13 protein-coding genes and 2 pseudogenes are annotated in these 12,065 nt (G+C 52.0%); 5 read left to right on the forward strand and 10 right to left on the reverse strand.

Annotation, left to right across the window (positions count from 1 at the left end; all coding sequences use genetic code 11):
- Nucleotides 1-122 precede the first annotated feature (122 nt).
- On the forward strand, nt 123-599 hold the full coding sequence (gene cas6 / locus L2082_RS15295) for a CRISPR system precrRNA processing endoribonuclease RAMP protein Cas6 (RefSeq protein ID WP_446009399.1): 477 nt from the start codon (nt 123-125) through the stop codon (nt 597-599).
- Nucleotides 600-660: 61 nt separating this feature from the next.
- Here cas6 and L2082_RS15300 read toward each other — a convergent pair whose 3' ends face one another.
- The 7 genes and pseudogenes from L2082_RS15300 to L2082_RS15330 all read right to left on the reverse strand — a co-directional run.
- Complete coding sequence (locus L2082_RS15300; RefSeq protein ID WP_446009398.1) at nt 661-1,428, reverse strand: RDD family protein; 768 nt, start codon at nt 1,426-1,428, stop codon at nt 661-663.
- A gap of 63 nt (nt 1,429-1,491) precedes the next feature.
- Complete coding sequence (locus L2082_RS15305) at nt 1,492-2,502, reverse strand: stage II sporulation protein M (RefSeq protein ID WP_446009397.1); 1,011 nt, start codon at nt 2,500-2,502, stop codon at nt 1,492-1,494.
- Nucleotides 2,503-2,550: 48 nt separating this feature from the next.
- A complete protein-coding gene (locus L2082_RS15310) occupies nt 2,551-3,909 on the reverse strand; it encodes a DUF58 domain-containing protein (RefSeq protein WP_446009396.1) in 1,359 nt (452 codons plus the stop codon).
- Nucleotides 3,909-4,877 (reverse strand): AAA family ATPase, encoded by a 969-nt coding sequence (locus tag L2082_RS15315; protein WP_446009395.1) that lies wholly within the window; start codon nt 4,875-4,877, stop codon nt 3,909-3,911. Before L2082_RS15315 ends, L2082_RS15310 begins: the two co-directional genes overlap by 1 nt.
- 2 nt (nt 4,878-4,879) lie before the next feature.
- Nucleotides 4,880-6,226, reverse strand: a complete 1,347-nt coding sequence (locus L2082_RS15320; protein ID WP_446009394.1) for a DUF4350 domain-containing protein — start codon at nt 6,224-6,226, stop codon at nt 4,880-4,882.
- A complete protein-coding gene (locus L2082_RS15325; protein WP_446009393.1) occupies nt 6,219-7,121 on the reverse strand; it encodes a DUF4129 domain-containing protein in 903 nt (300 codons plus the stop codon). Before L2082_RS15325 ends, L2082_RS15320 begins: the two co-directional genes overlap by 8 nt.
- A gap of 43 nt (nt 7,122-7,164) precedes the next feature.
- Nucleotides 7,165-7,307: pseudogene (locus L2082_RS15330) on the reverse strand (type II toxin-antitoxin system VapC family toxin); the annotation flags it as partial.
- A gap of 593 nt (nt 7,308-7,900) precedes the next feature.
- Between L2082_RS15330 and L2082_RS15335 the strand changes: the two are divergent.
- The 4 genes from L2082_RS15335 to L2082_RS15350 all read left to right on the forward strand — a co-directional run bounded on the left by L2082_RS15335 (nt 7,901) and on the right by L2082_RS15350 (nt 9,175).
- Complete coding sequence (locus L2082_RS15335; protein WP_446009392.1) at nt 7,901-8,131, forward strand: type II toxin-antitoxin system Phd/YefM family antitoxin; 231 nt, start codon at nt 7,901-7,903, stop codon at nt 8,129-8,131.
- Nucleotides 8,128-8,511 (forward strand): type II toxin-antitoxin system VapC family toxin, encoded by a 384-nt coding sequence (locus L2082_RS15340; protein ID WP_446009391.1) that lies wholly within the window; start codon nt 8,128-8,130, stop codon nt 8,509-8,511. The genes L2082_RS15335 and L2082_RS15340 overlap by 4 nt, the downstream gene beginning before the upstream one ends.
- A 161-nt stretch (nt 8,512-8,672) precedes the next feature.
- A complete protein-coding gene (locus tag L2082_RS15345; protein WP_446009390.1) occupies nt 8,673-8,924 on the forward strand; it encodes a type II toxin-antitoxin system Phd/YefM family antitoxin in 252 nt (83 codons plus the stop codon).
- Entirely contained in the window at nt 8,921-9,175 is a 255-nt protein-coding gene (locus L2082_RS15350) for a Txe/YoeB family addiction module toxin (protein WP_446009389.1), read from the forward strand. Before L2082_RS15345 ends, L2082_RS15350 begins: the two co-directional genes overlap by 4 nt.
- Before the next feature lie 81 nt (nt 9,176-9,256).
- Here the strand turns inward: L2082_RS15350 and L2082_RS15355 are convergent, their stop codons facing one another.
- The 3 genes and pseudogenes from L2082_RS15355 to L2082_RS15365 all read right to left on the reverse strand — a co-directional run.
- Complete coding sequence (locus L2082_RS15355) at nt 9,257-11,590, reverse strand: RHS repeat domain-containing protein (protein WP_446009388.1); 2,334 nt, start codon at nt 11,588-11,590, stop codon at nt 9,257-9,259.
- Nucleotides 11,559-11,846 carry a hypothetical protein gene (locus L2082_RS15360; RefSeq protein WP_446009387.1) on the reverse strand — a complete coding sequence of 96 codons (288 nt, stop codon included), beginning with the start codon at nt 11,844-11,846 and terminating at the stop codon, nt 11,559-11,561. Before L2082_RS15360 ends, L2082_RS15355 begins: the two co-directional genes overlap by 32 nt.
- A gap of 123 nt (nt 11,847-11,969) precedes the next feature.
- Nucleotides 11,970-12,065: pseudogene (locus L2082_RS15365) on the reverse strand (transposase); the annotation flags it as partial.

Genomic DNA, 12,065 nt, shown 5'->3' on the forward strand with positions numbered 1-12,065 from the left:
TACTATCCTGGCGGGACAGTAAGAAAAAAAATGAAAATAAAAAAATCTGTGGTGCCAAGAACGAATTGCCAAAACACTTAACATGCTGATTTCAAAAGGATTATTTTCTCGGTATCGCAAAGTTGGGCTATGCCTGCCCTGTCCTGATCAACAATGATTCCCTTACCATCCATCTGCCCACTCGTCTGCGTCTCAAGGCTGATGGGCATCTGCTTTCCCGTGCCCCGGAATTTCACCTCTTCCTTGCCAGATTGCTGGGGCGAATCAATACCCTGTCTGGCCTGTACGGGAGCGGCAAAATCCAGGAGCCAGAGCAGCGGGCCGAGTTGGTTGCTTTGGCACGGAAGTGCATCCATTTGGATGGGCAGCGAACCGATGCCCGATGGCAGGAGCTGCCCCGCTTTTCCGGGCGGCAAAAACAGTGGATGAAATTCGGGGGCCTGCTTGGCTCTGTGACCTGGCAAGGGACGGCTGAGGATTTCCGGCCTTTTTTGCCGTATCTGGCCATTGGGGAATGGATGCATGTGGGTGGGAAGAGCAGTTTTGGGCTGGGCAAATATGTGGTAGAGCGACAAGGGAAGGTAGAAAACGAGCCTTAAAAGCCCCCAACGGGGATCTATCTATCAGCGAAGGAACAAACCCTGAAACTTTATAACGGGGCTACTGTCCACTGGAATAGATAAGCTCAACAACATTTCTGAGGTACTGTTCACTACTGATGGTGCGCACCGCTTCCTCCGGGAAGCTGCACTTGGCCTTGAAATGGTCTGCAAGCTGGTCAAAAAGACTTGTGCGTTCCAGATCATCAAAGGTATCCCGTCTGCGCAGGGCCTGAAGGGCAATATCAGCCTCAGCCGGAGTAACTGCCTGGCGGAGGCGGGCAACCAGATGGGGATAGGCCCGGAGTGAGTTGAATTTTTGTTCACCAATGGCGGTCAGATCAGGGCTGTTAAACCTGGGCAGCTTGACCACAACCGTGCCAGCCACCCGGTCGCCCAGCCGCTGATAGAGTGGCGAGAAAAAAGAGGCTGCTCCCCCGACCAGATAGAGGAGGGGCAGGGAATCAACCACCCTGAGCAGATTTCTGACCACCACCTGGCTGGGCTGGAGATGAAACCCATTGCTATCCATAACCCGGAGCCGAAAAAGTCGTTTTCCCAGGGTCCGACCGTCCCAGAACCATTCCATCGCCATTGCATAGCAAAGAGACAGGGCTGTTGTCACCACGATGTACAGGCCTGTGCCGATATCAGGGGCTGCTTTGATAATAGGCGTGAAGATCATTTGTTGAAGAAAGATCCCCAGACTGATGATGATCAGAGCATCAATGCTCCAGGCAAAAAAACGCATCAGCGGGCTGGCCAGTTCCAGGGCAAAGGAGATTCCTTCTGGAGTGCGGATACGGAGCTGTTTTTTCTTTTGATACATGGTCAGGTATTTTGCAAGTGCCGTAGGGGTACGGCGTGCCGTGCCCCTACCAGAACATAATTTTTACGATGGGTCGTGTCTGCCATCATCTTGTTTGCCCACCAAACCCAGATAGAGCACCAGGAGAAGCAACTCAATGACGCCAAAGCTGATTTTCAGGCTGTAAGGAATCACTGGAGCGTGGTATTGGGAGAAAAAAGACTCCACCAAGCCAGCCCAGATCAGCATCACTGCCACCCCGCTGATGAGCACGGTGAGATCAGGTAAGATTTTTCGCAGCCGCTGGCTGGTTGGGGTACGATCCCCGTGCCCGATCAGGGCCTTTGCCAGCACCAGACCTGCCTGGCCTGCCACCAGGAATGCCGGGATTTCAATGGAGCCGTGGGGCAGCAACCATCCTGCGAGAAAGGTGCTCTGACCAGCCATGATATAGTCCACAGACACAGCCCCGAGAATGACCCCGTTATAAAACAGGGTAATCAGGGTGCCTACCCCAAAGGTCAGGCCCAGACCAAGGGCAAAGATAGCCACCTTGATATTATGGGCCATCAGGGAACCGGCAAATTGGGCCTGATGACCGCTCATATGTTCTCCTTGTTCTTTCATCTCCTGGGCCACCCGTTCCTCTGGGCTGTTATGGAGATGGGAAAAGGGGAGGAGTGCAGCCTTTGCCTGGGGATCTTTGATCAGGACAAAACCACCAAAAGAGGCTCCAACCAGGGTGATTATCAGGACAAGGTAAAAGACGTTGATATGATGTCGGAAGGTCTGGGGAAAGGCCCTGAAGAGCTGCTGCGCCTTATTGCGTTTCCAGCCAATACGTCGCCGTTCGTGGATGTCGGCATAGGCACGGGCGATCAGGTTTTCCAGGTAGCCCTTGGTTTCCGGTTCTGCGCTAAAGGTTGCCAAACGGCCCAGACCAGCAGAGGTACGCTGATAGAGGTAATGAAAGCGGCGGATCTCATCCAGGCTAAAGCGTTCTCCGCCCTCTTTGCCCGAGCGTTGGAGAAAGCCTTCCAGCTCTTCCCAGAAAGGGCGTTCTTCTGCAATAAAGGTATCAATATTGAGGATCATGCCGAAAACTCCTATTCCGCCCCTGTGGGGCGGAATAATACAATATTTTTATAACAACTGCCTGGATTTCACGCTCAGGTATTGTTGTACAGCCAGACCAGCCAGGGCCGGAGCCTCACTGCGGAGCATGGTCACCCCCAGGCGATGAAAGGCCCGCTCCAGGGTGCGCATATCCTGATCCTGAAAATGACCAACCAGGTTGCGGCGAATATCATCAACCGTGCTTACCTGCTCATCGGCAAATAAGGGTTGGGTAGTATTCGGTGTCATGATCACCACCAGATGCTGGCGACAGATCAGCTCAATCGACGTGAGCAGTTCTTCAGCAAGAACCGGATCATCAAGACTGGTCATAAAGATCAATAAGGCCCGTTTTTTCAGTTTGTTCCTGATAAAGATAGCCAGCTCTCGAAAATCAGGGCTGACCCTTTGCATCTCCAGCAAACTGAGCTGATCCCGGCAGAGGTTAAAATGGCCTGCTCCGCCCTTGGCCCGCATAAAGGAACCAATCTGATGATGAAAGGTGAGCAGGCCAAAAAGGTCGCCCTGCTGGCGGGCAGCCATGCCAATGACCAGAGCTGTTCGGATAAAGGATTCCAGCCGCTGTTCCTGTTCTGCTCCGGGCTGTCCACTGAGTCGGGCCGCATCCACCACCGCATAAACCTCCTGAATTCGTTCTACCTGATACAGCTTGGACATAGGGTGTTGCCGCTTGGCTGTTGCCTTCCAGTGGATCATATCCAGAGAATCACCGGGCAGATATTCCCGTAATTTTTCAAATTCCCGACCTTGGCCCACCTGCCTTCTGGGCTGGATACCTGCGCCTCTTTGGGGCATAAAAAGCGAGGCCAGTTTTTTCTGTTCCAGCTGGAGATTAGGGTAGACCCGGATCTCTGCGTCCAGCTTTGTTTCTTGCCGTATCTCCCAGAAGCCGAAACGGGACCGGGTGGCAGCCATGAGCAGGGTCAGGGCAAAACGGCCCCGTTCTTTGGCCAGAACCGGAAAGGAAAACAGGGCCTGTTCATGATCCTGGCTCAGGGCAAGGGTAATGATTTCCTGGTCGCAGATAATGGTTGGAGGGAAGTCAAGGCCCACTGTTATCCAGGTAGGAGGGCGGGCAGGAGAGCGGGCAGGATTTTTTGCCCCGGTGTTTGCTCCATAGCTCACGGTCACCTGGATATCCCCGGCCCGGCCAGCAGATAAACGAATGACCGGTGGAACCTGAAAAGCGATGCCCTGAAGACGTTGCCGGGACAGCAGGAAATCAACAGCAATGGGAACCAATGCCAGCAGACCCAGCACTACCGCAGCTGGGGTCAGGGCCGGGTTGATCACCGGGAGCAGGCCCAGAGGCAACAGGACTGCTACGTAGATGAGCAACAGTTGGGCAGGAACCAGGGAAGACACTACTTAGGCACCTCAACCTGTTGGAGAATGTCTGCCACCACCTCACCCGCTGTTAAGCCCTCAATCTCAAACTCAGGCCGCAGCACCAGGCGATGTTCCATGACCGGTACGGCCAGTTCCTTGACATCATCGGGCACAACAAAATCACGACCATCAAGGGCTGCCGCAGCCCGACAGGCCAGAAGTAGCCCTTGGGTGGCCCGTGGACCAGCTCCCACCATGACGCTCTCGTGTTGCCGACTGGCCCGAATCAGATCAACCACATAGGCAATCAATTCCTCTTTGACCACAATTTCTCCAAGGAGTTGTTTGCACAGAGCCAGCTGTTTTTCAGCAAGAACAGGCTGAATTGCACCACTGTCCAGAACCCGTTCAGGGCTGTCTTTTCCCAGGGTGCGGGCAGCAAGTTGCAGTTCATCTTCCCGATCCGGTTCCTTCATCGCGATTTTAAGGAGGAAACGATCCTTCTGGGCCTCGGGCAGGGGGTAAGTGCCCTCGTATTCCACCGGGTTTTGGGTGGCAAAGACCGTAAAATGAGGGGAAAGAGGATGGGTGTCCCGGTCAATGGAGACCTGGTGCTCCTGCATGGCCTGGAGCAGGGCAGATTGGGTCTTGGCCGGGGCCCGGTTGATCTCATCTGCCAGGAGAAAGGTGGTGAAAATCGGCCCCTTGACCAGATCAAAACGCTGCTTATGAAGATTATAGATATTGGTTCCTGTGATATCTGTGGGCATCAGATCTGGGGTGAACTGGATGCGGTTGGTTTCGCAGCCCAGCACCTGACCGATAGTTCTGACCAGGACGGTCTTGCCCACTCCAGGTACCCCTTCAATCAAGGCATGACCTGTGGTGAACACAGCAATCAGGGTCTTATCAATAACCTCTTGCTGACCAATGATCACCTTGCTGATCTCCTGCCTGGCCCGTTGTAATATCTTCTGTAAGGTATGCAATGATGCTTCGCTCATAATCATTCCTGGGTTGGTTTGCTCTTGTTCTTCTCATGCAGGATTCTGCTGATGGATTGGTAGCAGGTTACTTGTTGCCTTTCCCTGCTTGAGTTCTTTGGATTCTTTGGGGCACGGTGAGGTGTTGCCCCCTGTTCACGAGCTTCTTGAGTATATTTCTGGACAGTTTGGCGCATTTTGTCAAGCTGTTTGGGATGGGCCTGACACCATCTGCGATTACTCTTTTCCCATTGCTGGAGGGCTGTAGCAACCAGGTTTTTCGGGGGATGGAGGCGGAGGGTATTGACCATGCCTTCAAACTGATCCCGACCAGTTCGGTGATGGGCTGGTTTTTCCTGGTTCTTGGAGCGGGGCAGGAGCGAGGAGCTGTTTTTCCAGACAAAGAGGAGAGCCAGCAGCACAAGGATGATAATGACCCCGTGCAGGTTATGGGTGCGTATCAGCCCGGCAATGGATTCCCGTGAACGAAGTCCGTGATGAAATTCATCAAAGATGAGTCGGGAAGGGCTGCCTGTGAGCCATGCCAGCAGGGCGACCTCGCGGTCCCGCAACATGGCCTCGTTGGACAGAAAAAAGGAGGAGGTTGCCAGAACAATACTGCCCTGACCCAGCTGTCGTTTTATCAGGACCGGTTCATTATCCAGGCGGAGCAATACCTGCCAGTGTTCATCTGGTTCCTTGAAAACCACGCTGTTGGGCCAAGCCAGGCTCAGTTCTGTCTCCTCCAGAACTCCGGTTGCGATTGAGGGGATTTTATCCTCTTTTTTCTCCTTCGTATCAAGGGCTTTAGTCGCAACAGCCCAAGGAGGAGGATCAGGCTCTTCATCAGCATCCTCTTCTTCCGGTTGCTCATCTTTTTTATTTCCTTGAGCCTGCCCGATCTTTTCTGCATTATTTTCTTCAGGTTGTTTCTGATCATCAGGTTTATGTTCTGTATCGTCTGGCTCTTCCACCTCCTCACCAGCATCTGAGGAAGATGCCTCGGTACTGGTGATAACCAGGCGACCCCCTTGTTCCACAAAAGAGGTGAGTGCCTGTTGCTCGGTTTCAGCACGAAACATCCCAAAGAAGGTACTATGATGGCCGATGATCAGCAGAGTTTCGTTGGGATGAAGCACGGTTCTGGACAAGGGATCATGGTTACGTTGTACCTTGAGACCACTTCGCAACAGGCTCTCATAGAGCACAGCAGTGCCCATAGGGTCTTTACGCAGGCTTGAATAGGCAGGCAGGAAATCCCCGTTTTCAAGACGGAGGGCAAAGAGCCAGCTCAAGGCCCCGAAAAAGAACAGAACCAGAGCAAATAATGCGACCCGCCTGGGGCCTGAACCGAGTCTGGGATCAGCCACAGCTGGACCTCATCAGGCTGGCATTTTTCCGAACACGGGCCAGGTTTTCCTTGCTGATTTGATGATCACCGTACCAGCTCTTCTCAAAGAGCCTGATATTTTCATGCAGGGCTTCAGGGACTCCTGCAAGGGCATGGGCACTGCGTGCCAGTTCGCGCAGATACTCGCGATTGCTTTTAAAAGGGGCAATACTGATCAGGCGGTGCCGTGCTAACAGGGCCAGGCTGGCAAGAAAGAGAGCACGAAGTGCCAGCCGTAGTTCATTTTTCTCCAACATCTCTCCTGCCAGGGCCAGCCATTGGTCTTCTTCCAGCTGGTCAGCAGTTGTTGTTTCCGCTGTAAGGTCGGGCATAGGTTGTATTGGCTCAGGAGTCACTTCTGTGGCGACGGGCCTGTTACGGAATGATTTAATCAACAGCACCAGGATGATCAGGACAAGGGCTGCAATAAGGAACCAGGCCAGCGGTTGTGAGAAATCTTTAAAATTAAAATCAGAACGTTCTGTCGGTTCTTTGTGCTCAATAAGGCCCTTCATCCAGTCAAAGAATGATTTAAGATGCTCGCCAACCCATTTCCCACTGTTTTCGAGGAAATCACCCAATCCGATCCCGATGTCCCTGAAAAAATCAAGTAACGGGGCAAAAAGAGTGGAAAGAAAGCCTGATGATCCCTCTTCCTTTTCAAGGCCCTGTTCCCTGGGCAGCCGCCAGGCAAATTCAGGCTGTTGCAGGGTCTCGGTGATTGCCTGGTCAAGTCTTGTCTCAGAGATGGTATCGTTGTTTGCACTGGTGGTGGGATCTGCCAAGCCAAGCTGGGGAAGACAGAGTCCTGCCAGGATAATGAACAGGGAAAGGAGTATACTGATTTTTAGTGATATCAAAATACTATGATGCATTTTTTTTATCCATGTTGTCCCGTTCCGGTGAGAAAAAGCCTTTCCGAAAGCCCTGCAATACCTCGGTCAGGATAAGATCACCCGTATACACAGGTATCTGCTGTAGTAACTGATCCAGCATTTCTGTCTGCCATGTTGCCTCACCGTTGAAATAATCTATCCACAAGAGGAATCGACCAGAACCATCAGTCCCACCTCATCTCCGCCAGATCACCCTCCCAGTGCAGTTTGCCTTTCAACAGGCGGATTACTTCCTGCCGTTTGACCTGCACCAGTAACCTTAGTGCCTTATCAATGGTACCTTTTTTGGGTTTGATATTGCTTAAGCATCGCTTCAGCCATCAGGCTGTCATCAACGACAATATTTGTTCGCATTGCGGTCTCCTTTAAAACAATGTGTATTATTTTCATCTTATACACATTGCTTCCTGCTGTCAACGATGCTTTTGTATCCGAATTTTCCCGTTTTCAGTCTATAAAAACAACAAAAGCCCGACAATGGATTGCGGGCCTCGAATTCGGAGCATAAGGCGGAAACGTTGCGCATCCTGTATTTCTTGAGTTTCTGCGAAATTTATGCAGGCACTCCCTGTTCCGCAGCAAGAAAAGATTTGTATGACCTTATTGTTTTCAAGTTGTTGTCGATACCCCTTCCCCGCGCTGTCACGTAAGGAAAACGGCTCCGGTTTTCCCCGATCCGAGATGGAAAAGCTGTTGAGAGCTGCCATCCGCTTGACTTGTACATATTGTACTGTATAATTTGTACAGGAGGAAATGCTATGGTTAAAGTTGCTATATCAGAATTTCGGGCGCACATGTCCAAGTATCTCATGTATGTTCTGGAGGGACAGGAGATCCTGCTCACTTCCCGAGGCAAAGAAATTGCTGAACTCAGACAGCCTGTCAACCGGAAGGAAGCCGCCAGAGAGAAACTGGCCCGAATCGCCGCAACAGCCGAGACAGGCGACGTTGTTTCTCCGGTTATTGATGAGTTGGGAGCTGCCCGGTGATTGTTCTGGATACCTGCGTCTTTATCTGGCTCGGACTTGAACAGGAGAAGCTGACATTGGATGCGATGTCGGCAATCCAATCAAACCGATCAGCAATATCCGATATAACTTTTTTGGAAATCGGCTATCTTGTTCGGAAAAACAGACTGAAGATATTCTGCACTGCCTCCGACTTTTCAAATCTGGTTGTTGAAGCGCATGATATTGGAGTCATATCAATTACACCTGAAATTGTAGAAACAGCCTTGGGTTTCCCTGAAGAGGTCAACAATGATCCTGCTGACAGGATTATAAGTGCCACTGCTGTCATCAATGAATCCCGACTCGTCACCTCTGACAGGAATTTATTGAAGGCCGGGCAAATTCCCACTGTTTGGTGAATCAAGCGAGATCGCTTTTGTGAGATTGTAGACTGGGCACGGAAAAACAAGCACAACAAGAGCAACATCAATTGCAGCGAGTTGATCGACAAAACAGGATACTTGCACTCCGATACGTTTTACAGTACAGTAAAATGTACATGTTCACTTAGGAGGAATTTATGGAGACGATCACTTATACTGCGGCACGAGGTAACCTTGCAAAAACCATGAGAAAGGTCTGCGACGATCATTCTCCGGTCATTATAACCCGAAAAACAGCCCAACCGGTTGTCATGATGTCGCTTGAAGATTATTCTTCGCTGGAGGAGACGGCCTACCTGCTGCGAAGCCCTGAAAATGCCCGTCGGTTGCTCAGGTCAATTGCCGAACTTGAGGCGGGAAAAGGCAGGGAGAGGGAGCTTGAGGATTGAAGCTGATATTTTCAGAAGATGCCTGGGAAGACTATCTCTACTGGCAGCAGGCCGACAAGAAAACGTTGAAGCGCATCAATCGGCTGATCCGTGATATTCAGCGGGTGCCTTATGCGGGAATCGGTAAACCGGAGCCATTGAAGCACGGTCTGTCCGGGTATTGGTCCCGCCGGATTACGGATGAACACCGCCTGGTATATAAGGCGGAAGAAGATGTGGTGTTAATAGCCCAGCTTCGCTATCATTATTAGGTTGTGCAGCGTACATATTGTAGCCAGTTGTTGGGGTTCGTTCCTCACCCCAACCTACCGGGCTACAGGGCTACAAAATAGTTAATCTAACAATAATTGAGGTTTAATAGGTTTCGCTCCCAGACCACAATTAACAAGCCAGCTGTACACCCAAGGTCTGGTCCATTCCTCAGCATTCCTCCAAGCCTGCATATCTCTATCGGGCACTTTTCCAGCGAATCCGTGTCCAGCTGTCCACCAGCGATATCCTTTATTATAGTGTGAAAAAAAATCTTGGCCGCGATGTACTGCCCTTTCAAAATTTTCTTTATTACAACTACCTAAAGCGTCGTTGACATCTTTTTCTGACTGTGAAAGATCACGGAAGTGTCTTTCTAATCCAGATGGAATATTAAATGGACTTGTCTTCCAGTCATGATCTTCAAGGTTGTAATCAAAATAACTGCTTCCGAAAAAATTACCATGTCCAGGATAATTAGGCCCTTGAAAGTCCTCTCCGGGGCCGCCGCTATCAAAAAGCCCCCAAGGATCAACAAAATTCACCGGATCATTCAACACATATCCATAAAGATCAACATCCCCGCCCGCAAAGAAGATCGGGTCTTTGGCAACCCAACGCCCGATTGCCGGATCGTAATCCCGGAAGCCGAATTTGACTAATCCGGTCTCCCGGTCATGCAGGCCGCCTGCAAAGCCGAAAGGCACGGCCAAGGCGGAATTGCTGTCGGAAAGGATTGTGCCGAAGGAATCATAGCTGATTGCTTTGACCACGCTGCCGCTGGCATCGGCGACCGTGCGCAGCGAGCCGACCTGATCATAGCCGAGATAATAGGTCACGCCGCCTGCGGTCATGGCAACCGGCATTCTGCCGTCCGCATATTCAAAGCGCATCAGCAGACTGTCGCTGCCGTCATACACCGCCATAAGCTGGGTCAGGCCGAGCCAGAGGTATTTTTCAACAATCGTTCCGTTGACCTTCTTGGCAATCCTGCGGCCCTGCGGGTCATGGAGGTATTCAATCTTGTCGCCGCCCGGCAGGCTGACTTCCAGCAGCTCGCCTCGGGACGAGTACTGATAGCCTGTCACATCGGCCCCGTCCGTTCTGCTGACCAGGAAGCCGTCCTCATCGAACACATAGCTCACCCCGCCTGCGGACAGCAGATGATCCTCGATAGAATAGCTGTACGTCCGACCGGATTCACCTTTCAAGGTATTCTTTTCATAAGTCCGGCTGCCGTTCAGCCCGTACTGATATTCCTCCACAAGGGTGCCGTCCTGACGCACGGTCAGCAGCCTGCCCATATCGTCGTAGGTATAGGTAGAGTCAACCGTGCTGCCGTTTACGCTCTCGGTCTTCGTGATTATTTTGCCGTTTGTATTCCGGGTCACAGACCAGCCCGTGACAGGTTGGGCATTGACTGCATAGTCCTCCTGGCTCAGTTCTCCGTAGCCGTTAAAGGTGCGACTGCGGTTCAGGGCATTGCCGCTGACCTGTTCGGGCAGGCCGTTGGCCGCATTTCTGGAAATGGTATAGGCACCGGCCCCGATCAGCAGGCCGTCGTCATCATAGCTGAAATTTTCCGTGCCGCCTGCGTAGTTGATCGCGGACAGGTCGAAGTCGTTGTTATAGGTGAACTCCAGTACCTGATTGAGGGTGCCGTTCTTGGTCTCCGAGAGAAGCAGACTGCCATCATAATCATAGGATAGGGATTCCGTGCCCTTGGTTATCGACCCGACCTTGGAGCTGCACAGATAGCTGTAATCAATATTGCCTTCCGGGGTCTGCGTCTGGGCCAGCAGGTTGTCGGTGTAGATATTGCTGTTCTGGAAGCCGGAAGGGAAATTGGTCTGCTTCAGCCTTCTGTCTTTGTCATAGACGTAGCTGTACGAGCCGCTGATCGGGGTCTGATAGGCGTTTTGTCGATTAACCTTATTGTAGTCAAAGACATGGTCGGTGGCCGACGGATTGGTCAGCACGGTCATATTGCCGTTGCTGTCGTAACTGAACTGCACGGTCGTGCCGTCAGGCCGGGAGACCCCGGTCACTCTGCCCACTGCATCATGGCTGTACGAAGTTGTACGGCCTTCCGGGTCGGTCTGGGAGGCAAGGAAGCCCTGGGCAGTATAGCTGAAACTCGCTGTCCGGGCATCCGTGCTGACCGAGGTCAGACGGCCCTTGCTGTCGTAGGCATAGTTCGTCGGGAAGAGACCGGGAATCGCCACGCCGGTGGTGAGCAGGGTTGCCGGATCATACTTGGCTGTCACTGTTCTGCCTTCCGGCGTGGTGACAGTTTTTTCCCCTGTCAGGGTGTTCTGCACAAGAGTTGTCAGTCTGCCGTCGCGGGAGACCGTTTCCGTGATCAGGTCGGGCAGCTCGTCCGCATCACCATCGGTATCCTGATAGGTCTTGTCCATCTCGGCGGTTCGGGTCAATCCGGTCGGTGATGCCGTGCTTGTGCTCCGCACCACCTTGTACTTGTAGGCCGTATTCGGTCGAGCCGGTCATGCCGCAGGCAAGTTCCCGCTCTTCGCTGAGGCCGTCAGCGGAACGGCTGAAGCTGCTTTCATTGCCGCTGGGGTCGATGGTGGTGGTAAAAAAGGCCCCGGTGGAAGCAGTGTTGTCCAGATTGGTGGTACGGTTGCCCTCGCCGGTGACGGAATCAATCTGCACATTGCCGTTCGCCAGCCGTTGCCGGGTAACCGTTCACCCGCCTCATTCCACACAAAAAAAGATTGGACAAAAAAAGAAGATCACGATAGTTTGGCTCATCGCAGATTAGTGGGGAACGCCATGTTCCGCAAATACTCTGAGCCTGAAATTTTCAAAATTTCTATATCCAAACGCAGTCCGAATAATGTTTCTTATGCTGTTATTGAGTCCTTCAACAAA

This window comes from Candidatus Electrothrix sp. (genome assembly GCF_052785085.1).